Raw genomic sequence first — 21,796 nt, 5'->3', positions numbered from 1 at the left:
CGCAGGGCCACGCCGAGACGACGAAGCGCCTCGCGTCAGTAGTGGGGCGGGACGTCGCGCTTCAGGCGATCGTCGTTCGGCCCTGATGTCGTTCCGGATGCCGCGTCCTCGGTGGACGCGGCATCCGCGGTCTCATCGGCCGGGGTCGGCTCCGACGTCGTGCCGGGCGCAGGCGTGAGCTTCGCCCGCCGCGAGCCGGGGACCCGTTCGATGCGCTGACGATCAGTCGACGACATCGATGGGCTGGGTCTCGCTCTCCACGCGCGGCGCGTCGGGCGGCACGCCGAGCATCGCGGCGATGCGCCGTGCCACGTCGGCGGGGTCGCGGTACAGGTCGAACGAGTGCACGCGCACGTAGTGCCAGCCGAGTCGACGCAGAATTTGCGGGCGCAGCCGCAGCGACTCGCGCAGCGACTCGCCGATGGTCTCGGGGTCGCTCTCGACGACGACGGCCTTGCCGCCGTACTGCGCCACGAGCGGCAGCAGACCGCGATAGTGCACGTCGACCGACAGTCCGGCGTTGCGCAGCTCGCGCGCGAGGGCGAGGGTGAGCGGATCGGCGAGGTCCTCCAGCCGCGCCTCGCGGGCACGCGCGGCGATGCCGCCGAGGATCGACATGAGGGTCGCGGCGCCATGCTCGAGGCGACCGTCGTCGAACGACGACGGGCGGATCGACGAGACGATCACCATGGAGCGGCGCGCGCGGGTCATGCCGACGGTGAGCAGTCGCTCGCCGTCCGGCGTCGACAGGTCGCCGAAGTCGCTGAGCACGCGGCCGTGCTTGGTGAGACCGAAGCCGAGCGAGAAGATCACGCGGTCGCGGCTCTCGGCGACCGACTCTTCGAGGGTGAGCACCGCGAACGGCTCGGCGGTGTCGCGCGAGACGAAGTCCGCCACGTCGGCCCGGCCCGAGAACGCCGCCTCGACCGCGGCGCGGATGCGCTCGGCGTGCCGCGTGCTGGCCGTGACGACCATGAGCGATTCGCTTCCCCGGTTGACGGCGTGCTCGAGCACGAGCGTCACGACACGCGCGACCTCGGCGTCGGGGCTCTCGACGGCGCCGGTGATCGGGTCGGGCGTACCGTGCCCGCCCTCGACGTAGTCCACGGCGAGGCTGCCGCGACCCAGGTACGACCCCGCCCAGGGCAGCGACACCAGTTCGCCGCCGTAGAACGCGTCGTTGACGAGTTCCGCGAGGTCCTCGCCGCCCGCGCGGTAGCTGCGCGTGAGCGTCTCTACCGGAAGCAGCTCGGCCAGGCGCTCGAAGACGCTCGTCGAATCGAACGGAACGTCGGGGTCGTCCTCCTCGATCTCTGCCGGCGCGCCCGATGCGGCACCCGGCCCGCTCGAGTAGCTCGCCGCGACGCGGAAGGGCGTCGGCTTCTGGGTCACCGGGTCGCCGAAGGCCACGATCTGGGTGCCGCGGCGCAGGGCGGGTGTCGCCTCCGCGAGGCACAGGGCCCCGGCATCCGCCACCACCACGACGTCGAAGCCGATCGACGCGGGGATCCGCGGCACCTCGTACGGCGACGCGAGCCACACCGGAGCGAGCGTGCGCGACAGCCGCGGGGCGACGAAGGCCAGCTGCGAGGGCGTGATGGCGCCGTTCTTGAGCGCCCGCTTCAGCGCGTCGGCCTCGTCGGCGTGGTCGACGATGCCGATGCGCCACTGGGTCGCCAGCTGCGAGGCCAAGAGGGGGCCGGATGCCGCGGCATGGGCTTCGTCGACGAGCCGGAAGTCGCGCTCGAGGCGGTCGACCACGGCGGTGTTCGCACCGAGGACGGCGCGGTCGGTGCGCAGCAGCAGTTCGAGGGCGGACTGCCACCAGGCGTACTCGAGCTCGGCGGCCACCCGGTCTTCGGGCACGTGGCGCACCGACAGCTCGATGAGGAGCGGCTCGAGGCCGAGCGCGGCGAGCTCGCTGCGCAGGGTCGCGCGCTCCTTGAGGTTGTCGAAGACGTCGGAGTCGGCGGCGAGGCCCGCGAGCGTCCGGACGAGCTGCTTCACCGGCATCGTCGCGAGCCGGTCGGGGGCCGTCCGGCCCAGGACGGCGTCGAGCTCTGACAGCTCGGCGTCGACGCGCTGCCACGCGACCTGCACATCGCCGAGGCCGAGCGGAAGCTCCGGGGTCACGCCGGCGTCGACATAGCGCTGCCACTCGGTGCGCTGCTGCTGGATGCGCAGCAATGCCTCGTACATGTCGGGGACGTGCACACCGGGGCGCACGTACTCCCGTGAGAGGCGGCGCAGCCGACGGCGGTTGGCGCTCGTCATGTTCGGCGAGTCGCGGCGCGGGCCGTGGGCGAGGATGAGCTCGGCCAGCGGCCGCTCGAAGACGGTGAGGCTGAAGCGGTCCAGCGAATCGCGGATGCCCTGCAGCAGCCGCAGGTACGTGCCCAGCTCGGTGATCGTCTGGAACGGGCGCATGCGGGTCTGCGCGATCAGCTCGTACCCGCGCTCTAGCAGCGTCGGCACATCGCTGCGATGCAGCTTTCCGGCCAGCGCGTGGGCTCCGCGCGCCTCTTCGACGGTGGCGAAACTGACCCCGTACCAGGGCGAGTCATCGGGCCCGAACTTGAACTCGCCGAGCCGGGCCGCCGACGAGAGCTTGGCCGCGGCATCCTTCCGCGTCGTCGCCAGCTGCTCCAGCGCCCGGGCGTCGAAGCGCGCGGCGGTCTGCGGCGGGTCCGTCTGCTCGGCGAGACTCGCGAGAGCGCGGAGGATCTCGAGCACCGACACGCCGAGGGCGGGGTGGCGGAGGGTCACGGCCGAGCGGTAGTCGCGCAGCACGCCGCGCAGCCGCACGAGCGCGTCGTCGATGTCGGAGACCTTGGGCGGCTGCGCCTTCTCGTTGCGACCGATGGCGCGGATGAGGTCGCGCTGCAGGCGGTCGGGCGAGACGGCGAGGCCGGGCAGGCCGACACCGGCGAGGCGGTGGCGCACGCCGTCGAGGGTGGACCGGCGCGCGCTGACGACGAGGACGCGCTTGCCGTCCTGCACGAGGGCGCCCACGGCGTTGATGACGGTCTGCGTCCCGCCGGTGCCGGGGAGCGTGTGGACGACGAGCGACTGACCCGCGGCGATGCGCGCGAGAACACGCTCCTGCTCGGAGTCGGCGTCGAGCAGCAGCATGTCGGCCGCAGGCGGGCGCTCGTCGGGGTTCGTCAGCGGCGGGGTGTCGCGGCGGAGCGTCAGCGCTTCGCGATCGGCGGGATGACCGGCCAGTGCATTCAGCACGGGGTGGTCGAGATCGGCCGCGTCGGCCGCCATCGGCGTGCCCGCGTCGGCGAAGCTCGAGACCAGCAGGCGCGGCTTGACCGCGTACGACTCGATCGACGAGGTCAGCGCGCGCAGGTGGTCGATGACCGGCTGCGGCTTGAAGACGCCGGCGTCGTACGCGAGTGCCGACAGTCCGCCCGCGTCGATCGAGATGCCGAAGTGCGTGCGCATGGCCCGTACGAGCTCGGGGTTCACCGAGAACGTGCCGTGGAGCTTCAGCTCGAAGTCGCCGTGATGACGACGGATGGCCAGGGGGCGCAGCAGCACCGGCGCCGTGCACGCGAGTCCGCCGATACGCCACTGGGCGAGTCCGACCGCGAGGCGGACCGAGTCCAGCCCGCGCGTCGTGCGCAGCTCGAGGTTCTTCGCGGTGATGCGCTCGGCGGCCAGCCGCGCGTTGCGCAGGGCCACCTCGTCGCGGAACAGGTTGGACAGCAGCGTCGAGCGGCCGGTGATGAACTGCGGCAGGCTGCCGGGGTGCGCCTTGGTGATCTCGATGGCGGCGTCGTCGGCATCGGAGAAGTGCAGCAGCGTCGAGCGGCCGCCGAGGGCCGCCGCTTGCAGGCGCAGCCTGTCGCGCTCCGGCTCGGCGATGTGGACCACCGTGACGTCCGGCTCGGCGAGCCCGAGGTCGCCGGGCATCACGTCGTACCCGGGCACGGCGCCCTCTGCGCCGACCACGGCGCTGCCTTCTCCTCGCCACACACGAGCCACCCTAAGCGCGCGACGCGCGGGGCACTTGCAATGGGACTGAGTTTCGCGGTATTGGCGGGGCGGGTCACACCGGCTCCTCCCCAGGCCGGCTCGCGGGCAGCCTTTCCCCCGTTGCTCGGCGGCGCCACCGGGACGGCGAGGGCCCGCGCGAGGATGGGGACATGACTTCGACGCACCCGCCTCGCTTTCGCGTCCACCCCTCCCCCATCGGCGACATCCTGATCGTCGCCACGGAGGACGGCATCGTCACGCTGCATCCCTTCGAAGGGCCGCTCCACAACGAGCTCGAGCGTGTCGCGCTGCGACTGCGTGCCCTGCCGCTGCCCGATGACGCGGCGAGCGCGGCGGAGGCAGGCGCTGCCACGGATGCCGACGCCGAGCCCGCTGCCCATGCCGGGCAGGACGAGCACGCGCTGCTCGGGCTGGCGGTCGCACAGCTGGACGAGTACTTCGACGGAAGCCGCCGCGCGTTCGATCTGACACTGGACTGGCGCCTGGTCCGGGGATTCACGCGCGCCGCCATCGAGGCGGTGTGCGAGATCCCGTACGGCGAGACGGCGGCGTACGGCGAGGTCGCGATCGCCGCCGGCGCGCCTCGGGCCGCGCGGGCGGTGGGCACCGCGTGCGCGACGACACCGTTCTCGGTGGTGGTCCCCGTGCACCGCGTGGTGCGCGCGGACGGAAGTCTCGGGGAGTACGGGGGCCGGCCCGACGTGAAGCGGTACCTCATAGACCTCGAGCAGGCGGCGGGCGTGTAGGCCGCCCGCACGCCGCGCGGCCCGGGCGGATCTCTCCACCCGGGCCGCGCCCTTCTCACAGAGGTCGACGTGTCATACGGCGACCCGTCTCAGTGATGCGTGGCCTTCTCAGCACCGAAGCCGGTCAGCGAGCGCACCTCCATCTCGGCGGCCTTGCGACGGTCCTCGGCCTTCCTCGAGGTGACGGTGCCGAGCCAGCCGAGGAAGAACCCGACCGGGATCGACACGATTCCCGGGTTGTTCAGCGGCCAGATCGCGGTGCCCACCTTGAAGATGCTGGTCTCGGTGCCCCAGAAGACCGGCGACAGCACGATCAGGATGATCGCCGCAGCCAGTCCCCCGTACATGCTCCACACCGCGCCGCGCGTGTTGAAGCGGCGCCAGAAGAGCGAGTACAGGATGGTCGGCAGGTTCGCGGACGCAGCCACCGCGAACGCGAGCGCCACGAGGAAGGCCACGTTCTGGCCCTGCACCGCGATGCCGCCGAGGATCGCCAGCACGCCGATCACGATCACCGTGCGGCGTGCCACCTTCACCTCGCCGTCCGGCGGGACGTTGCCCTTCTTCACGACGTTCGCGTAGATGTCGTGCGCGAAGGACGCCGCGGCGGTGATCGTGAGTCCTGCGACGACCGCGAGGATCGTCGCGAAGGCGACCGCCGAGATGAAGCCGAGCAGGAGCGGTCCGCCCAGGGCCAGCGCCAGCAGCGGCGCGGCCGAGTTCACCCCGCCCGGGGCGGCCTTGATCACATCGGGGCCGACGAGCGCGCCGGCACCGTAGCCGAGCACCAGGGTGAGCAGGTAGAACAGGCCGATGAGCCAGATGGCCCACACCACTGACCGGCGGGCCTCCTTGGCCGTCGGCACCGTGTAGAACCGCATCAGCACGTGCGGCAGCCCCGCGGTGCCGAGCACCAGGGCGATCGCGAGTGAGATGAAGTCCCACGGGTTGGCGCCGTACTGCAGCCCCGGCCCGAGGATGGCGTCCTTCGGGTCGGAGGTCGACTGGGCGACCGCGTTCTCGAGCAGCGTGTTCAGGCTGAAGCCGTTGATGGCGAGCACCCAGATCGTCATCACCAGCGCGCCGCCGATGAGGAGGAACGCCTTGACGATCTGCACCCACGTCGTGCCCTTCATGCCGCCCACGAGCACGTAGACGATCATGAGCACGCCGACGACGGCGACGACGGCCGAGATGCCGATCGCGTCGTCGATGCCGAGCAGCAGCGCGACCAGACCGCCGGCTCCGGCCATCTGGGCGAGCAGATAGAAGAAGCAGACCGCGAGCGTGGTGATGGCCGCGGCCATGCGCACCGGACCCTGCTTCAGCCGGAACGACAGCACGTCGGCCATGGTGAACTTGCCGGTGTTGCGCATCAGCTCGGCCACCAGCAGCAGCGCGACGAGCCACGCGACGAGGAATCCGATCGAATAGAGGAAACCGTCGTAGCCGTTGATCGCGATCGCCCCGCAGATGCCGAGGAATGACGCGGCCGAGAGGTAGTCCCCCGAGATCGCGAACCCGTTCTGCGGACCGGTGAACGATCGGCCCGCCGCGTAGTAGTCGGCGGCGGTCTTGTTGTTGCGGCTGGCCCGGATGACGATGAACAGCGTCACCGCGACGAACGCGCCGAAGATCGACATGTTCAGGATGGGGTTGTTCTCCACCGTGGTGACGCTGCTCGCGATGGCGGTGTGGATGGCGCCGAGCACTTCGTTCATGAGGACGCCTCCTGCTTCTCGAGCTCGGTGCGGATCTCCTCGGCGATGGGGTCGAGCTTGCGGTTGGCGTACCAGACGTAGGCCATCGTGATGGCGAAGGTCGTGACGAACTGGCCGAGCCCGAAGAGCAGGCCGACCGTGATCTCACCCCAGACGCGCTGCGACATGAACTCCCGCGCGAACGACGACAGCAGGACGTAGACGAAGTACCAGACGAGGAAGGCGATGGCGAGCGGGAAGACGAATCCTCGCTGCCGCCGCTTCAGCTCTGTGAATCGCGGCGACTCCTCCACCGCGACGTAATCGATGCCACCGGGTGGGGCGGTGTCGGTTCTCGGATCGGACATGTGGCCTCCTCGCCTCATGAACGGGCGCACTCCGGCGCCCCTGGGGGGACCCTGGATGCCGGCTTCCTGACACCCGCGCGCCGGACACCCCGAGTGATATGGTCACGGTACGAAAACCGGCGAGGACGCCGTCACCCCCGGAAGTAGGTAGTCGTGGGAGCGCCTGATCTCCAAGCGACCGGCGATGCTCTGGCGCTCGATCGCGCTGTCTCCGACCTGGTCCGCCGCACACGCTTCCCCGTCGCCTTCGGCGGTCTCGCCCACGACGACGCCATCCATGTCACCTCGATCGTCGGTGCGCGCACGCGCAACCTCGACGGACTGGTGGTGCGGGCCTCGCGCGGTCTGGGCGGCCGGGCCCTGGTCGAGAAGCGTCCGCGCCTCGCCCTGGACTATCGCTCGGCGCGCAGCATCACGCACGACTACGACCGGGTCATCCTCGGCGAGGGCATCGCGACGCTCTTCGCCGTGCCGGTTCTCGTCAGCGGCCGCGCACGCGGCGTCCTCTACTGCGGGTCGTGGGCCGAGGCGCCCGTCGGAGAGGTCGTCGCGCGGCCGGCGTTCGCCATAGCCGATGAGCTCTCGAGCGAGCTGCGCATCCGCGACGAGGTGCAGCGGCGACTCTCCCGCGCTCCTGGCCCGGCCGACGCGGCGACCCTGGCGCCGGCGGCTCGCGAAGAGCTGCGTCAGACGTACGCCGAGCTGCGGAGCATCGCCGCCGTCGTCGACGATCCCGAACTGCGAGAGCGCCTGTCGCGCCTCGAGCACCGTCTGGCCGCGCTCTCACACGAGGGCGAGGCGCCGGTCGAGCTCGACGTGCGGCTCTCGCCCCGCGAGATCGACGTCCTCGCGTGCGCAGCACTCGGGTCCACCAACGCCGAGATCGCCGCCACGCTCGACCTCAAAGAGGGCACCGTCAAGTCGTACCTCCAGGCGGCGATGGCGAAGCTGGATGCCTCGACCCGCCATGCCGCCGTGGCGACGGCGCGACGCGCCGGCCTGCTGCCATGAATTCGCTCACCGCAATGCGGCGATAGCGGCAATTCCGCACGGGAATTCATTTCACCTGGCACCTGCGCGACAATTGCGTATATCGTGCCTTTCATGGCCCGCAGAATCGTGCATCAGCTCGTCGACGACATCGACGGCACCCTCCTCGAACCCGGTGAAGGCGAGACCGTCCTTTTCTCGCTCGACGGCAACGCCTACGAAATCGATCTCACCACCGAGAACGCGGCCGAATTGCGCGGCGCACTCGAGCGCTTCACCAAAGCCGCCCGCTCGGTTTCGTCCGGCCGCGGCACCGCCAACGCCTCGTCGGCCCGCCCGCGGCGGCGCTCGGGCCAGCAGGACTACAGCGCGGTGCGGGAATGGGCGAAGAAGAACGGCTATCAGGTCTCGGAACGGGGCCGGGTTCCGGCATCCGTTCTCGAAGCGTACGAAGCGGCGCACTGACGTACGCCGCCTCGTGGCTTTTCACGACCGATTCGTCGCTTTCGCCTCTTTGACGAGGTGCGTGAGAATCTCGTCGACTTTGTCTTTCGCGTCGCCGAAGAGCATCTGAGTGTTCTCTCGGTAGAACAGCGGATTCTGCACGCCCGCATATCCGGATGCCATCGAGCGCTTGAACACGATGACGTTCGGCGCCTCCCACACCCGCAGCACCGGCATTCCCGCGATGGGGCTGCCGGGATCCTCGGCGGCCGCGGGATTGACGGTGTCGTTCGCCCCTATCACGAGCACGACGTCGACCTGTGAGAGCTCGTCGTTGATCTCGTCCATCTCGAGGACGATGTCGTACGGCACCTTCGCCTCGGCCAGCAGCACATTCATGTGCCCGGGGAGGCGCCCCGCGACGGGATGGATGCCGAACCGCACGTCGACGCCGTGCTCACGCAGTCGCTGCACGAGGTCGGCGACGCCGTGCTGCGCCTGTGCGACGGCCATGCCGTAGCCGGGGGTGATGACGACGCGCGCCGCGCCGGCGAGAAGGTCGGCCGCGCCCTCGGCGTCGATCTCGCGATGCTCGCCGGCCGCTTCTTCGCCGGTCCTCGGCGCCTCGATGCCGAAGCCGCCCGCGATCACCGAGAGGAACGACCGGTTCATCGCCTTGCACATGATGTAGCTGAGGTACGCACCCGACGACCCGACAAGGGCGCCGGTGACGATGAGCAGGTCGTTGTTCAGGAGGAAGCCGGCTGCGGCCGCCGCCCATCCCGAGTAGCTGTTGAGCATCGACACGACGACGGGCATGTCGCCGCCGCCGATCGAGGCGACCAGGTGCCACCCGAGGGCGAGAGCCAGGGCGGTGACCAGCACGAGCAGCCACAGCTCGGGCGTGACGACGTACCAGACCGTCAGCACCACGAACGCGACGAGCGCGCCCACGTTCAGCGCGTTCTTGCCGGGCAGCATCAGGGGTCGTGACGAGATGCGCGCGGACAGCTTCAGGAACGCGACGATCGAGCCGGTGAAGGTGACACCGCCGATGAAGACGCCGATGAACACCTCGGCGTGGTGGATGTCGGCCAGTGCGCCCTCGAGACCGGTCTCGTAGAGCGCGCCGTTCCAGCCGACGAGCACCGCGGCCAGGCCGACGAACGAATGCAGCAAGGCGATGAGCTCGGGCATGCCCGTCATCTCGACGATGCGCGCGCGCCAGAGCCCGATGGCCCCGCCGATGAGGACCGCGGCGACGAGCAGCACGAGTCCGGTGACCGCCTCCGGCCGGCCCCACGCCCCGGCGGCGGTGACCCCCACCGTGGCGACGAGGGCGATCACCATGCCGGCGATTCCATAGGTGACGCCGCGGCGGCTCGTCTCGTGCTTGCTGAGCCCCGCGAGGCTGAGGATGAACAACAGGGCGGCGACGATGTAGGCCGCACCCGCGATGGCGCCTGCGACCGGGATCATCGGGTCTCGCCCTTCTGGAACATCGCGAGCATGCGCCGCGTGACGGCGAACCCGCCGAAGATGTTGATGCTCGCCAGCAGCACCGCGATCGCGGCGAGGATCTGCACGGTGAGATTCGGCGCGGTGATCTGCACCATGGCGCCGACGACGATGATGCCCGAGATGGCGTTGGTGACGCTCATGAGCGGCGTGTGGAGCGCGTGGGCCACATGGCCGATCACGTAGAAGCCGACCACGATCGCGAGGGTCAGCACGAGGAAGTGCTGCGGCAGCGGTGGTGGCGCGAACGCGCAGATCGCGAACAGCGCCGCAATGCCCGCCACGACGAGGCCCGTCCGCTTCCCCGTCGACATCGGCCGCTTCGCTCCGACGATCGCTGAGTTTGCAGTCGCTGACCCCGTGGTCGCTGAGCCCGTCGAAGCGCCCGCACCCGTCGAAGCCGCCGACACCTGCACCGGCGGCGGCGGCCACGTCACCGCACCGTCGCGCACGACGGTGACCGTGCGCTGCACGACGTCGTCGAAGTCGAGTGTCAGCTCGCCGTCCTTGCCCGGCGTGAGGAGCTTGATGAGGTTGACGAGGTTCGTCGCGAAGAGCTGCGAGGCCTGCTGCGGGAGCCGCCCGGGAAGGTCGGTGTAGCCGAGGATCACGACGCCGTTCGCGGTGACGACCCTCTCCCCCGCGACCGAGCCCTCGACGTTGCCGCCTTGCGCGGCCGCCATGTCGACGATGACGCTGCCCGGCTTCATGCTCGCCACGTCGGCCGCGGTGATGAGGCGCGGCGCCGGCCGACCCGGGATGAGCGCGGTGGTGATGATGATGTCGACGTCGGCGGCCTGCTCCGAGTACATCTCGGCCGCGCGCGTGTCGTACGCCTCGCTCGTCGCCTTCGCGTAGCCGTCGGCCGAGATCTGCTTCGCCTCTTCGGGCACCACGACCTCGACGTACTGCCCGCCGATCGACGCGACCTGGTCGGCCACCTCGGGTCGCGGATCCGTCGCGCGCACGATCGCGCCGAGGCTCGACGCCGCGCCGATCGCGGCGAGGCCGGCCACACCGGCACCCGCCACCAGCACCTTCGCCGGCGGCACCTTGCCGGCGGCCGTGACCTGGCCGGTGAAGAAGCGTCCGAACTCGTGCGCGGCCTCGACGACGGCGCGATACCCGGCGATGTTGGCCATCGAGCTCAGCACGTCCATGGATTGCGCACGCGAGATGCGAGGCACCGCGTCGAGGGCGAGCGCGGTGATACCGCGGGTCGCAAGACCCTCGACGAGCTCGGGGCGCAGGGCGGGAGTCAGCGTCGCGACGATGATGGCGCCGTCGGCGAGACGGTCGATCTCGGCCGGTGCGGGCGCGTTGACCTTCAGCACGACGGGCGACGCCCACGCGGTGGCTCCGTCGACCACGGCGGCGCCGGCAGCCGTGTACGCGGCATCCGGGAACGACGAGGCGGCGCCCGCGCCGGCTTCGACGACGACGTCGTAGCCGAGGGCGATGAGCTTGGGGACGGTCGTGGGAGTCGCGGCCACTCGGGTCTCCCCGGAAGCTTCGGCGACGATGCCTATGCGGGTCATGCGTTCCTCTGGATCTGTACGACGGCGGGTCGGCGGACGCCGGGTCGGCGGGCCGACGACGCCTCCACCCTCTCAGACGGCTCGGACGATGCAAGGTTCATTGCACGCCGAACGGCATCAAGAAAGCGAGAAGTTTCTGGATCCGCACACGGGGTGAACATGGGAATCCCCTCCGAACGGGCCTCCAGGCTTGCGACACCCGCCGAATCTCGGAATCGTGGCCGACTCGGAACCGCAAACGGAAAGGTACGAGCATGACTCTCACGCTGACCGAAACCGCCGCCGAGGCCGTCAAGCAGATCGTCTCCCGCGTCCCGCAAGCCGAGGACGGAGGGGTGCGCATCCGCGACACCGGCGAACCGTCGGGCTTCGAGCTGAGCGTCGCCCCCGACCCTGAGCCCAGTGACACCGTCGTGATCACCGACGGCGCTCGCGTCTTCCTCGACGAGGTCGCCGCCTCATCACTGGATGACCGCATCCTCGATGCCGAGCTGGCGCAGGACGGCTCCGTCCGTTTCGCCCTCGGCAACAAGACCTGAGGCTTCGCCCGCCAGACCAGATCGTACGGCGACGGCCCCGGAGCGCAGGCTCCGGGGCCGTCGTCCGTCTGTACGGCGCCGTCAGACCCCTGGCGCAGCACACCGTAGGGGTCCGAACGCCTCTGCTGCCGGGGCTAGCGCCCGCTCGTCGCGCCTGCCGTCGGGTCGACCGCCACGCGTACAGCCTCGCCACGCGCAGCGGCGGCGAGCGCGTCGTCGAGCTGCGACAGCGGGTACCGATCCCCGGTGAGCTCGGCGAAGGGGTAGGTCGTGCTCCGGCGGTGCAGGTAGTTCACCGCGCCGGCGAGATCGCGCGGCCGGTAGTTGTGGACGCCGCGGACGGTGACGAGGTTGCGCACGACCAGCTCCGGATCGACCGCCACGGACGGCGTGGCGAAGACGCTCCCGACGAGGACGACCACACCGCCCACGCCGACGGTCTCGAGGGCCGAGACGACCGCGGCGCGCGATCCGGATGCCTCGATCACGACATCCACTTCCGCACCCCCCGCGCGCACGACGGCCTCGCTCAGCTGATCGGGATCCCGCGGGTCGACGGCGGACACCGCACCGAAGCGCAGCGCCAGCTCGCGACGGACGGGATCGAGGTCGGCGACGATGACACGCGCCCCCCGGTCGGCGGCCATGGCGCTCGCCGTCAGCCCGATGAGGCCGGCGCCGAGCACGAGGACGATCGCGTCGTCGACGTCGACGATGTCGTCGGCCCGGTCGACGGCGGCCCAGGCGGTGGCCGTGCCGCACGTCGCAGGCGCGAGCACCTCGGCGGGCAGCGAGTCGTCCACCTTGACGATGGCGGTCCCGGCGCGCAGATGCACGTGCGTGGCGAAGCCGCCGTTGAGCTCCCACCGCCCACCGATGCGCTCGTGCCCGTACTTGAGCAGGGCCCGGCACTTCTGCGGCAGACCCTTCATGCAGCGGTCGCAGGCGCGGCAGCTGGCCATGATGCTCCACACGACGCGGTCGCCTTCACGCAGGCGCACGCCGTCGACCGTCCGCGGTTCGCCCTGCAGCGAGTGCACACGCCCGACGTACTCGTGCCCGAGCACGAGCGGCGTCGCCGCGGAGCGATGGCCCTGTACGGTGTGCACGTCCGATCCGCACACGGTGGCAAGCTCCACCGTCACGAGCAGATCGCCGTCCGCCAGCACGACGCCGGGCACGGCGACCGCCTCGTGCGGGCGACCCTGACCGACCCACGCCATGGCGACGGCCGGCGGCGTGAGACACACCTCGCGCCCGGATGATGGAGCGGCGGCGCGCTGGGGTCCGGTCGTAGCCGGAGCCGTCGTGACCGGAGCCGTCGTGACCAGAGCCGTCGTGAACGTGGCGGCCATGTCAGCGGGCCAGGCCGAGCAGCGCGGGCAGCTCCGTCACGTCGGCGATCACGGCGTCGGCGCCGGCGGCTTCGAGCGCGGCCCGGTCGTGCGCGCCGCTCAGCACGCCCACGACGAGGCCTGCTCCCGCGGCACGGCCTGACGCGATGTCGCTGGCCGTGTCGCCGACGACGACGACGGATGCCACAGCCGACGCCCGAGCGTGCAGCAGCGCCGCGAGCACGAGGTCGGGCGCGGGGCGGCCGCGGCCGGCGTCGACGGGCGACAGGGCGCCGTCGACCAGAGGGCGCCAGCGGAGACCCTCGAGGATCGCGTCCCGCGTGACCGGTGCGAAGCCCGTCGTGAGCACCACCGAGAGGCCGGCCGCGCGCAATTGCTCGAGCGTCTCGCGGGCACCGGCGATGGGCTCGACGCCCTCCTCGACGATGAGATCGGAGTAGGCAGACTCGAAGGCGGCGGTGGCCTCCTCCGCCTTCGCGCGGTCGCCGCCGGCGAGATGCGTGAAGACCTCGATCTTGGACTGACCCATCGTCACGCGGACGTAGTCGAGGGCCTCGGCCCACGGCATCCGCTCAGCGACGCCCGTCGCGTTCGCGGCACGCGCGAAGGCGCGCTCGACGATGCCGTCGTCGCGCACCGTCGTGCCCGCCATGTCGAGCACGACGAGTTCGACCGGCACGGTGAGCGCGGGCGCGAGGACGGGGGCGGGAGCGGTGCTGGTCATCGAAGAGTTCCTTCTCTGTGCGGGACGGCGTCGGCATGGCTCATGAGGCGAGTGCCGAGGCGAGGGGCGAGGGTGGTCTCGGCGAGACCCAGACCTGTGGTCATGCCGATCCCCGTCGTGGCGGCGAGCACGACGAGGTCGGACTCGGGCTCGGCGACGAGGAACTCGTCGGGCCCGGTGGCGTAGATGCCCTGCCAGCGCTCGACCACCCGCGGGCTCACGCCGAAGAGGCCGCGGAACTCCTCGAGCATGAGATCCGACGCCGCCTCGGACTGGAAGGGCGGGATGCCGGCGCCTCTGGCGTGTGTGTCGCCGACGATGAACGAGCCGTCGGGCAGCTGGGTGTACATCTGGTTGATGTCGATCGCCGCGAGGTCTGGGCGCTCGTCGTGGAGGCGCTCGCGCAGCACCGCTACTTCGGGCAGCGCCGCGAAGCGGCCGTAGCGGACGAGCGACCAGCCGGTCAGGAGCGGCGCGGTGAGAGCCGGGATGTCGGCGCGCACACGGAGCATGTCGAGCCCGCAGCGCTGCACGCCGACGGCTTCGGCGAGGTCGGGCAGCAGCTGGTCGACGTCGTGGTTGACCGCGACCACGACGAGTCCGGCGTGGATGTCACCGCGCGAGGTCTGCACGAGCCCTGCGGTGACGCGGCCGACCGAGGTGCGAAGAAGGAACTCGACGCCGAGCGAGGCGAGATGGGCGCGGATGGCGGGACCGGCTGCCCGCGGGTCGGTCTGCAGGTCGGGCGCGACGTGGGCTCCCCCGACCGCGATGCGTGCCCGCACCGGCGTGCGCCGTTCGATGTCATCCGCGTCGAGCAGCTCGATGCCGCCGTCGCGGGCCGCCGCCTCGAGAAGCCGCAGCTCGTCGTCGTGACGGGCGACGACCAGCGTGCCCGACTCGCGCAGCCAGAACCCGGCGTCGCGGGACAGCTGCAGCCACAGCGGGCGCGAGGCATCGGCGTACTCGCGGGCGACGCCGGCCTGGGCGCCGATGCAGAGGTGTCCGAAGTTGCGGACGGTCGAGCCCATCGGCTCCGAGGCGCGGTCGATCACGATCACCCGCTGGCCGCGCGTGGCCGCCGCGTACGCGGCTCCGAGGCCGACGATGCCCGAGCCGACGATGGCGACGTCGTAGACACGGCTCATCGGAACACCTTCCGCATCCACATGGCGAGGCCTTCGACGACGAGCACCGTGACGAGGATCATCAGCACGATCGCGGTCACCATGCCGTAGTTCGAACCTTGACTGGCGTTGAGCAGGTAGTAGCCCACGCCGCCGCCGCCGACGACACCGAGGATGGTGGCCGCGCGGACGTTGGTGTCGAGCACGTAGAACCCGTGGCCGATGAGCGCCCGCGTGCCCTGCGGCACCGTGGCGCCGGCGTACACCTGCAGGCGGCCGGCACCCGTGGCGAACAACGCGCGCTCAGGGCCGCGGTCGACCTCTTCGAGCGAGTCGGCGACGAGCTTGCCGAGCAGTCCGATGCTGCCGAAGGCGAGGGCGATCGTGCCGGCCTGCATGCCGAGGCCGGTGATGACGATGAGGACGATCGCCAGGATGATCTCGGGCACCCCCCGGATGCCGACCAGCAGCAGGCGGGCGGTGCCGCGGATGCCGCCGCTCGGGGCGACGTTGCGCGCCGCGAACGAGCCGAGCACGAGCGACGGGCCGAGGGTCAGGAGCGTTGCTGCGAGCGCGATCGCGATGGTCTCGCGCAGCGCCTCGAACATCACCTCGGCGCCGTACACGCCGAAGGTCGGCGGCCAGAACTGCACGGCGACCTCGGGGATCTTGCCCCAGAAAGTGAAGAAGTCGGTCCAGGTGATCTGGCACACCCACACGCCGGCGATGACGACGGCGAACGCGATCCAGCCGGCGGCGACGTTGCGTACGCGCAGCGCTGTCCACGGGCGACGGACGGCGGTCTGCGGAGACGTCGCCCAGGCAGGACGGCGGGGTGCGGCATCCGTCCCGTTCGCAAGATTCGCCACCCGGCGGTGCACGAGCTTGTCTGCCCACGTGCCGCGGTTGCTCGTATGTCCGAGCATCGCGGCGCGCACGGAGCTGGAGATGATCTCGATCACGATGCACAGGACGAGGATCACGACGGCGATGCCGAGACCCAGGCCGTAGTTGAGCGACTTGAAGGCGTACGACATCTCGAGGCCGAGGCCCGCGACGCCGACGTAGCCGAGCACGACGCTGCCACGCAGGTTGATGTCGTTGCGGTGCAGCACGGTGGCGACCCACGACGGGAGCACCTGGGGCAGCACGCCGCTGAAGAACTCCTGCAGCTTCGAGCCGCCGGCGGCGCGAATCGCGAGGCGCGGTCCCTCATCGATCTGCTCGATCGCGTCGGCGAACATCTTCGAGATCATGCCGATGGAGTGGATGCCGATGGCCAGGATGCCGGGAAGGGCGCCGAGCGAGAACATCAGCACGAACACCATCGCCAGGACGACGTCCGGCAGCGCACGGGTCAGCACGCCGAAGAAGCGGGCCGCGGCACGCCACCCGTTGCCGGGCGTGGTGTTGGAGGCGGCGAGGTAGGCGACCGGCACCGAGATGACGGCGGCGAGCAGCGTTCCGGTGAGGACGATCCCGAGCGTCAGCCCGACGAGCCCGAGAAGCTCGGGTGGCTCGGGGAACGACAGCGCGCCGACTCGGGCGAAGAAGCGCTCCGCGTTGCCCCAGCTGGCGATCATGTCGGGGATCGAGATCTCGACCTCGCCGAGGGCGGCGATCGACAGGCCGAGGATCGCGAGGAGCGTGAGCGCCGCGGCGATGCGCTCGGGCGAGATCGGCCGCTTGGGCGCGCGATCGGCGACGCTCAGCCGGGGCGTCCCAAGGCGCGGGCGCTCGACGGTGGTCGTCATCGCGCCGCCTCCGCGAGGAGCAGTTCGTCTTGCACGGCGCGCAGCTCAGCGGTCGAGGTGGCGACGCGGCCGTAGATCTCCATGACCTGGCTCTTGGTGAGGCCCTCGGTCGGCAGGTCGAGCACGACCCGGCCGTGGCGCAGGCCGACGATGCGGTCGGCCCACGAGATGGCGAGGTCGACCTGGTGCAGGCTGCAGACGACGGTGAGGCCCTCATCGGCGGCGATCTCACGGATGAGCGCCATCACCTGGTCGCTCGACTCGGGGTCGAGCGAGGCGACGGGCTCGTCGGCGAGCAGCACCGACGGGCTCTGCATGAGCGCGCGGGCGATCGCCACGCGCTGCTGCTGACCGCCCGAGAGGGTGTCGGCGCGCTGGTAGGCGCGATCGAGCAGGCCGACGCGGTCGAGGTGACCGAGCGCCGTCAGCTTGCGCGCCTTCGAGTACGACCACAGTCCCAGCCGTGGGCCGTTCACCGAGGCGAGAGCGCCGGTGAGCACGTTCTCGAGCACCGTGAGCGAGGGAACGAGCTCGAACTGCTGGAAGATGAAGCCGACCTTGCTGCGCAGGGTGCGCAGGCGCCGGCCGGTGAGGCGGGGCACGTCGTCGCCGAGCACCTCGACGGAGCCCGAGGTGGGAACCTCGAGTCCGTCGAGATGCCGCAGCAGCGTCGACTTGCCCGACCCCGAGAGCCCGAGCAGCACCACGATCTCGCCGCGGTTCACGGTGAGCGAGACGTCGTCCAGGGCGGTGGTGGCGCCGAAGCGCTTGGTGACACCGTCCAGTCGGACGACGGTCTCAGCAGTGGTGGTGGAGGTCATCTTCTGCTCGGGCTCTCGTCGGATCTTGTATCAGGGCCCGGGGTTCAGCCCTGGCACTGGGTGGCGTTGGTCTCTTCGCAGATGTCGCGGACCGTGTCGTAGTACTCGTCGTCGACGGGCTTGGTCTCGAAGAAGACGCTGCGGAAGCCCTCCGAGTCGGCGCTGTCGATGCCGGCGGCGATGATGTCGTCGATCGTGACCTCCGCGAGGATGTCGATCAGCTGCTGCTGGACGTCCTCCGGCAGGGTGTTCGAGTAGACGATCGGGGCGCCCGGCACCATGGTCTCGGCGACGACCTCGACCTTGTCGGATGCCTCGACCTCGCTGTCCTCAGCGAAGCCCGCCTCGCACTCGACGCCTTCGCCCACCTTCTGCACACTGACGTCGTGCTTGCCCGCGAAGACGGGCGTGACGTCGGTTTCGGGGTCGATGTTCTCCTGCAGCAGGTTGTACGACGGGAAGAGGTAGCCCGAGGTCGACGACGGGTCGACGAAGCAGACCTTCTTGCCCTTGAAGTCGGCGAGGGACGAGATGTCGCTGCCCGTCGGGACGATCGCCTGCGAGAAGTAGCCCGGCTCCTGGCCCTCGCCCGTGACGATCGACGAGATCGGCGTGATCTCGGCGCCGTTGTTGGTCGCGGTGACGTACGTGAAGCCCGAGAACGAGGCGGCGTCGATCTTGCCCGCGATGGCGGCCTCGATGAGCGCGGCGTAGTCGGTGGACTCGTGGTACTCGACAGTCTTTCCGGTCTCCTGGGCGATGTAGTCCATGAGCGGCTTGTAGTTGGTCTCGGTGTCGGCCGAGTCGGGCACCACGCCGAAGACGATGGTGTTCTCGTCGACCGCGTAGCCGCTCGCTGCGGCGGTGGTCTCTTCGGTCGCGGCGCCGGCGTTCCCAGAGCACGCGGAGAGTCCGAGGGCGAGGAGCGCGGCGCCGGCCAGGGCGACCGTCGCATTCTTTGCACGGAGGTTCATGACAGCCTTTCGGGAGGAGGGGGGTGAAGAACCTCCAGAACTCTCGCATCCGACGCCCGGGGATGTATACCTACGTCTGGTCTATTCAAGAGTTGTTCACCTACGGCACCTCTAGGTGAACAATTGGGCCGGAGTGAGCCGCAGAGCGCGGCTTATCCAGGTGCCTGAGTAATATGCCTATGTGGCCGAAGTCGTATACAAGCAGATCGCCGATGACCTTCGGTCGCGCATCGTGAGCGGGCAGCTCAGCCCCGGCGAAGACGTGCCCACCGAGGCCGAGCTCGCTCAGCAGTGGAGCACTTCGCGCGGGCCGATCCGCAACGCGCTGGCCGCCCTGCGGCAAGAGGGTCTCATCGAGACCACCCGCGGCCGGCCCGCCCGCGTGCGCACCCGCAAGGCGCATCAGGCCGTCGACGTGTCGATCCCGTTCACGCGCTGGGCCACCGACATCGGCGCCGCTCCCGGGGCGCAGACGCAGGAGGTCAGTCTGCGCAAGGCCGACGCCGAGAAGGCCGCGGCCCTCGACATCCCCGAGGGCGCTTCCGTCGTCGACGTGCTGCGCCTGCGCCTGCTCGACAGCCGGCCCACGATGCTCGAGCGCCTCACGTACATCGAGCCGGTCGGGCGGCTGCTGTTCGGCGTCGACCTCGACACCGTCTCGATCACCGAGTACCTCATCTCCCATGGTCAGGGGTCGGCCAGTGTCGATCACGAGATCGACGCGGTCGCCGCCGATGACGTCGACGCCCGCCTGCTCGAGGTGCCCGTGGGCTCGCCGCTGCTGCGCCTGCGGCGCGTGTCGAGGGATGCCGAGGGTCGCACCATCGAAGCCTCGGATGACCGCTACCTCAGCGACATCGTCCGCTTCACCGTCGCCGCCTCGGGGCGCTCACGGCAGGGCGACGCGTATGTGCGCCCCCTCGGCTCGGCGTAGCCGGACGACTCAGCCGTCAACTCCCGACGGGTCACACCGCGAGGAACACGATCCCGGCGACGACGATTCCGGATGCCGCGAGCCGCGCCGCCGGGCGGCCCTCGTGCAGCACGAACGCGCCGAACAGGCTGACCAGCACGACGCTCACCTCGCGCATCGGCGCGACGAGCGCGACCGGAGCGATGGTGATGGCCGCGAGCACCAGGATGTAGGACAGCGGCGACAGGATGCCGAAGACCAGCAGCCGCCGCCACTCGAGCTTCGCGAGCGGCACGACCGCACGCAGTCGCCGGCCGAGCAGCGCGGTGAAGATCGGCACTTCGAGCAGCGTGCAGCCGACCATGAATGCGACGGGCGAGATGTTCCAGAGGCGCAGGGACGAGGCATCCCACACCGTGTATGCCGCGATCGCGACCCCGGTCAGCATGCCGAAGAGAATGGCGGGGTCGATACCCCGCCGTCGCTCCCCCGCCGGCGGCCGGTCGACGAAGCCGATGGCGACGACGCCGGCGATGATCGCCGCCACCCCGATGAGGGCCAGCGGCGACGGTCGCTCGCCGAGAAAGGTGATCGCGACGATGACGGTGAGGAGGGGTCCGGTTCCGCGGGCCACCGCGTAGACGGCCGACAGGTTGCCGAGCGCGTAGCCGCGCTGCAGCACCATCATGTAGCCGACGTGCATGACGGCGGAGACCGTGATGCCGAGCAGGAACCCGGGGATGTCGTCGGTGCCGAAGCCGCCGGTCAGCGGAACGATCGGCAGCCAGAGAACGGTGCTGACGACCGAGCCGCACCAGAGGAACGGCAGGCCGGCCCGGCTCGCGCCGTGGGCGATGACGTTCCACGCCGCGTGCGCGACAGCGGCGCCGAGAACAAGCAGGACAGCGGTGACGGACATCTGAGACCCTTCGGCTCGTCGCAGGGCACGACGAACGGGGTCCTCCGGGCTTTTGTCCTGTCAGATGACGGCTCTCCGTTGGGCGGTGAGCCGTGGCGCCGCTCGGACCAGTCGAGTTGAAGACTCCGGAACCCTAGGCGCTATCACCGGCAGGGTAGCACTCGCCAGTGACGCGCTCGTTCACCCGGGGCTTCGGGACGTGGGCGGTTAGACTTGCGGGGCCAGCCTCTGTAGCTCAATGGAAGAGCAGTTCCGTCCTAAGGAAACGGTTGGGGGTTCGAGTCCCTCCAGGGGCACAACCTCTTTTTACCTCTGACCAGCTGTTTCTTCTAATGTCAGACCACACGAACCGCGTTTTTGCCCGCTTTTTGCCCGCATTCTGAAAACTCTGAGGGCGCTCGGAGGGCGACGACAAGCCCCTTCAGCGCGGTCCGCTGGAGGTCTCGAAACGCCGAAAACGAGCATCTCGGGCGACTTGAGCCTCAGAGAAAAACTGAGCGATCTGCTCTCTGGAGTCACTGGGGTCGGGCGTAGCGGGTCCGCGGTCCCGACGGCAGCGCCACCAGCGGCATCTGGTCGTTCAGTCGCGTCGCCACGGCATCCAGATCGTCATCGAAGAGGTCCGCGTAGGTGTCGAGCGTCATCGCCAAGACTCCGTCTGCCGAAGGTCGGCGCACTGGTCGGCAATGCCGCCCCGGTAGGGTTCGATAGTGGCGAAGCTGCGATGGCAGTCCAAGAAGCGGTCGCGCGCTCGCCGCGTTCGTCTGCTCATCGCTGAAATTACGGCTATAAAGGGCGACGCGGCGGAGCGAACTCGATCGCTCGATGCCAAGGCCTCGTTCGTGGTGCTCGCAGCTGGCGTTCTGGCGAGCGGTGTCGGCGCATCGCTTATCCGTGCAGAGTCATCTTTCGCCGGCCTCATTCCGCTAGTAATAACGGTCTGGACAGTGACGGAAGCAGCGGCCGCCCTTTGGCCTCGACCACTCGATGTTGCGGGAGCGCGTAATCTCGTCAGCAAATGGGTCGACTCGGACGAGTCCCTGGCCAAGATAGAGGACCAACTGCTTGAACTGAGGACCAAGGAGATTGAGAATCGAAATAGCCAGAACGAGGCGAGGGCGATTCACGCGAAGCGGGCCTTCCGGCTCCTGGTCATAAGCCTGATCGCCGCCCTTCTCGTTGCAACCTTGAACGCATACGTCGACAGCACTGGAGTGTCCCTTGTCGGAGAAATCTCAACCCCCGGCCCAATCCCCACGCCCTGAGGTGGATGACCTGATGGAGACGATCACTCTCACGCCCCCCGGCACTGACTCCGACCGAATCATCGGTCTGGTGGCTGGCGATGGTCAGTAACGACA

The 21,796-nt window shown here is 69.9% G+C and carries 20 protein-coding genes and 1 tRNA gene; 7 read left to right on the top strand and 14 right to left on the bottom strand.

The features are described 5' to 3' along the window. Window positions 1-35 precede the first annotated feature (35 nt). The gene (locus WYM_RS07960) at window positions 36-236 is read right to left on the bottom strand and encodes a hypothetical protein (protein ID WP_019180302.1); all 201 of its coding nucleotides are present in this window, start codon (window positions 234-236) and stop codon (window positions 36-38) included. After that, the gene (locus WYM_RS07955; RefSeq protein WP_192813729.1) at window positions 223-3,921 is read right to left on the bottom strand and encodes an AAA family ATPase; all 3,699 of its coding nucleotides are present in this window, start codon (window positions 3,919-3,921) and stop codon (window positions 223-225) included. The genes WYM_RS07960 and WYM_RS07955 overlap by 14 nt, the downstream gene beginning before the upstream one ends. Before the next feature lie 233 nt (window positions 3,922-4,154). Between WYM_RS07955 and WYM_RS07950 the strand changes: the two genes are divergently transcribed. Next, on the top strand, window positions 4,155-4,751 hold the full coding sequence (locus tag WYM_RS07950) for a methylated-DNA--[protein]-cysteine S-methyltransferase (protein WP_019180300.1): 597 nt from the start codon (window positions 4,155-4,157) through the stop codon (window positions 4,749-4,751). A gap of 89 nt (window positions 4,752-4,840) precedes the next feature. Here the strand turns inward: WYM_RS07950 and WYM_RS07945 are convergent, their stop codons facing one another. Further along, window positions 4,841-6,472 carry a solute symporter family protein gene (locus WYM_RS07945; protein WP_019180299.1) on the bottom strand — a complete coding sequence of 544 codons (1,632 nt, stop codon included), beginning with the start codon at window positions 6,470-6,472 and terminating at the stop codon, window positions 4,841-4,843. Continuing rightward, window positions 6,469-6,819 carry a DUF485 domain-containing protein gene (locus WYM_RS07940; RefSeq protein WP_019180298.1) on the bottom strand — a complete coding sequence of 117 codons (351 nt, stop codon included), beginning with the start codon at window positions 6,817-6,819 and terminating at the stop codon, window positions 6,469-6,471. The genes WYM_RS07945 and WYM_RS07940 overlap by 4 nt, the downstream gene beginning before the upstream one ends. 153 nt (window positions 6,820-6,972) lie before the next feature. Here WYM_RS07940 and WYM_RS07935 point away from each other — a divergent pair, with 153 nt between their 5' ends. Next, window positions 6,973-7,830, top strand: coding sequence for a helix-turn-helix transcriptional regulator (locus WYM_RS07935; RefSeq protein WP_019180297.1), 858 nt, complete (start codon window positions 6,973-6,975; stop codon window positions 7,828-7,830). 93 nt (window positions 7,831-7,923) lie between these two features. Further along, complete coding sequence (locus tag WYM_RS07930) at window positions 7,924-8,274, top strand: histone-like nucleoid-structuring protein Lsr2 (RefSeq protein WP_019180296.1); 351 nt, start codon at window positions 7,924-7,926, stop codon at window positions 8,272-8,274. Window positions 8,275-8,295: 21 nt separating this feature from the next. Here WYM_RS07930 and pntB read toward each other — a convergent pair whose 3' ends face one another. Together pntB and WYM_RS07920 are read right to left on the bottom strand one after the other, a co-directional pair. Further along, window positions 8,296-9,732 (bottom strand): Re/Si-specific NAD(P)(+) transhydrogenase subunit beta, encoded by a 1,437-nt coding sequence (gene pntB / locus WYM_RS07925; RefSeq protein ID WP_019180295.1) that lies wholly within the window; start codon window positions 9,730-9,732, stop codon window positions 8,296-8,298. After that, the gene (locus WYM_RS07920) at window positions 9,729-11,309 is read right to left on the bottom strand and encodes a Re/Si-specific NAD(P)(+) transhydrogenase subunit alpha (protein WP_019180294.1); all 1,581 of its coding nucleotides are present in this window, start codon (window positions 11,307-11,309) and stop codon (window positions 9,729-9,731) included. Before WYM_RS07920 ends, pntB begins: the two co-directional genes overlap by 4 nt. Before the next feature lie 254 nt (window positions 11,310-11,563). On the opposite strand from WYM_RS07920, the gene WYM_RS07915 reads away from it, so the two are divergent. Further along, window positions 11,564-11,848: a hypothetical protein gene (locus WYM_RS07915; RefSeq protein WP_019180293.1), complete on the top strand. Its 285-nt coding sequence runs from the start codon at window positions 11,564-11,566 to the stop codon at window positions 11,846-11,848. A 134-nt stretch (window positions 11,849-11,982) separates the two neighbouring features. Here the strand turns inward: WYM_RS07915 and WYM_RS07910 are convergent, their stop codons facing one another. Genes WYM_RS07910 through WYM_RS07885 form a run of 6 tightly spaced genes read right to left on the bottom strand, consistent with a single transcriptional unit; the run spans window position 11,983 to window position 18,603 of the window. Then, window positions 11,983-13,203 (bottom strand): zinc-binding dehydrogenase, encoded by a 1,221-nt coding sequence (locus WYM_RS07910; RefSeq protein WP_019180292.1) that lies wholly within the window; start codon window positions 13,201-13,203, stop codon window positions 11,983-11,985. A 1-nt stretch (window position 13,204) separates the two neighbouring features. Continuing rightward, entirely contained in the window at window positions 13,205-13,927 is a 723-nt protein-coding gene (locus tag WYM_RS07905; protein WP_019180291.1) for an HAD-IA family hydrolase, read from the bottom strand. Further along, on the bottom strand, window positions 13,924-15,075 hold the full coding sequence (locus WYM_RS19685; protein WP_019180290.1) for a TIGR03364 family FAD-dependent oxidoreductase: 1,152 nt from the start codon (window positions 15,073-15,075) through the stop codon (window positions 13,924-13,926). The genes WYM_RS07905 and WYM_RS19685 overlap by 4 nt, the downstream gene beginning before the upstream one ends. Continuing rightward, on the bottom strand, window positions 15,072-16,808 hold the full coding sequence (locus WYM_RS07895; protein ID WP_019180289.1) for a PhnE/PtxC family ABC transporter permease: 1,737 nt from the start codon (window positions 16,806-16,808) through the stop codon (window positions 15,072-15,074). The genes WYM_RS19685 and WYM_RS07895 overlap by 4 nt, the downstream gene beginning before the upstream one ends. Continuing rightward, the gene (gene phnC, locus WYM_RS07890) at window positions 16,805-17,629 is read right to left on the bottom strand and encodes a phosphonate ABC transporter ATP-binding protein (protein ID WP_019180288.1); all 825 of its coding nucleotides are present in this window, start codon (window positions 17,627-17,629) and stop codon (window positions 16,805-16,807) included. The genes WYM_RS07895 and phnC overlap by 4 nt, the downstream gene beginning before the upstream one ends. Before the next feature lie 44 nt (window positions 17,630-17,673). Continuing rightward, complete coding sequence (locus WYM_RS07885; protein ID WP_019180287.1) at window positions 17,674-18,603, bottom strand: phosphate/phosphite/phosphonate ABC transporter substrate-binding protein; 930 nt, start codon at window positions 18,601-18,603, stop codon at window positions 17,674-17,676. Between the two features lie 181 nt (window positions 18,604-18,784). Between WYM_RS07885 and WYM_RS07880 the strand changes: the two genes are divergently transcribed. Then, complete coding sequence (locus WYM_RS07880) at window positions 18,785-19,537, top strand: GntR family transcriptional regulator (protein ID WP_019180286.1); 753 nt, start codon at window positions 18,785-18,787, stop codon at window positions 19,535-19,537. A 31-nt stretch (window positions 19,538-19,568) separates the two neighbouring features. On the opposite strand, the gene WYM_RS07875 is transcribed toward WYM_RS07880, so the two are convergent. Continuing rightward, a complete protein-coding gene (locus tag WYM_RS07875) occupies window positions 19,569-20,435 on the bottom strand; it encodes an EamA family transporter (protein ID WP_019180285.1) in 867 nt (288 codons plus the stop codon). A gap of 224 nt (window positions 20,436-20,659) precedes the next feature. Between WYM_RS07875 and WYM_RS07870 the strand changes: the two genes are divergently transcribed. Next, window positions 20,660-20,731: transfer RNA gene (locus WYM_RS07870), tRNA-Arg, on the top strand. A gap of 219 nt (window positions 20,732-20,950) precedes the next feature. Here WYM_RS07870 and WYM_RS22365 read toward each other — a convergent pair. Then, window positions 20,951-21,079 carry a hypothetical protein gene (locus WYM_RS22365; protein ID WP_019180284.1) on the bottom strand — a complete coding sequence of 43 codons (129 nt, stop codon included), beginning with the start codon at window positions 21,077-21,079 and terminating at the stop codon, window positions 20,951-20,953. A gap of 66 nt (window positions 21,080-21,145) precedes the next feature. Here WYM_RS22365 and WYM_RS21720 point away from each other — a divergent pair, with 66 nt between their 5' ends. Next, a complete protein-coding gene (locus tag WYM_RS21720) occupies window positions 21,146-21,700 on the top strand; it encodes a hypothetical protein (protein ID WP_157524993.1) in 555 nt (184 codons plus the stop codon). Window positions 21,701-21,796 lie beyond the last annotated feature (96 nt).

It is taken from the genome of Microbacterium yannicii PS01, from assembly GCF_000304335.1.
GTDB lineage: Bacteria > Actinomycetota > Actinomycetes > Actinomycetales > Microbacteriaceae > Microbacterium > Microbacterium yannicii_A.
The sequence above is the reverse complement of the archived record's forward strand: the minus strand, read 5'-3'. Positions and strand labels throughout refer to the sequence as shown.

What these genes read in the sequence shown, in the direction of transcription:
- WYM_RS07960 (WP_019180302.1), bottom strand. Translation starts at nt 236, where the DNA reads ATGTCGTCGACTGATCGTCAGCGCATCGAACGGGTCCCCGGCTCGCGG.
- WYM_RS07895 (WP_019180289.1), bottom strand. Translation starts at nt 16,808, where the DNA reads ATGACGACCACCGTCGAGCGCCCGCGCCTTGGGACGCCCCGGCTGAGC.
- WYM_RS22365 (WP_019180284.1), bottom strand. Translation starts at nt 21,079, where the DNA reads ATGACGCTCGACACCTACGCGGACCTCTTCGATGACGATCTGGATGCC.
- WYM_RS07955 (WP_192813729.1), bottom strand. Translation starts at nt 3,921, where the DNA reads ATGCCCGGCGACCTCGGGCTCGCCGAGCCGGACGTCACGGTGGTCCAC.
- WYM_RS07875 (WP_019180285.1), bottom strand. Translation starts at nt 20,435, where the DNA reads ATGTCCGTCACCGCTGTCCTGCTTGTTCTCGGCGCCGCTGTCGCGCAC.
- WYM_RS07910 (WP_019180292.1), bottom strand. Translation starts at nt 13,203, where the DNA reads ATGGCCGCCACGTTCACGACGGCTCTGGTCACGACGGCTCCGGTCACG.
- WYM_RS07905 (WP_019180291.1), bottom strand. Translation starts at nt 13,927, where the DNA reads ATGACCAGCACCGCTCCCGCCCCCGTCCTCGCGCCCGCGCTCACCGTG.
- WYM_RS07920 (WP_019180294.1), bottom strand. Translation starts at nt 11,309, where the DNA reads ATGACCCGCATAGGCATCGTCGCCGAAGCTTCCGGGGAGACCCGAGTG.
- WYM_RS07950 (WP_019180300.1), top strand. Translation starts at nt 4,155, where the DNA reads ATGACTTCGACGCACCCGCCTCGCTTTCGCGTCCACCCCTCCCCCATC.
- WYM_RS07930 (WP_019180296.1), top strand. Translation starts at nt 7,924, where the DNA reads ATGGCCCGCAGAATCGTGCATCAGCTCGTCGACGACATCGACGGCACC.
- WYM_RS07915 (WP_019180293.1), top strand. Translation starts at nt 11,564, where the DNA reads ATGACTCTCACGCTGACCGAAACCGCCGCCGAGGCCGTCAAGCAGATC.
- WYM_RS07940 (WP_019180298.1), bottom strand. Translation starts at nt 6,819, where the DNA reads ATGTCCGATCCGAGAACCGACACCGCCCCACCCGGTGGCATCGATTAC.
- WYM_RS07945 (WP_019180299.1), bottom strand. Translation starts at nt 6,472, where the DNA reads ATGAACGAAGTGCTCGGCGCCATCCACACCGCCATCGCGAGCAGCGTC.
- phnC (WP_019180288.1), bottom strand. Translation starts at nt 17,629, where the DNA reads ATGACCTCCACCACCACTGCTGAGACCGTCGTCCGACTGGACGGTGTC.
- WYM_RS19685 (WP_019180290.1), bottom strand. Translation starts at nt 15,075, where the DNA reads ATGAGCCGTGTCTACGACGTCGCCATCGTCGGCTCGGGCATCGTCGGC.
- pntB (WP_019180295.1), bottom strand. Translation starts at nt 9,732, where the DNA reads ATGATCCCGGTCGCAGGCGCCATCGCGGGTGCGGCCTACATCGTCGCC.
- WYM_RS07885 (WP_019180287.1), bottom strand. Translation starts at nt 18,603, where the DNA reads ATGAACCTCCGTGCAAAGAATGCGACGGTCGCCCTGGCCGGCGCCGCG.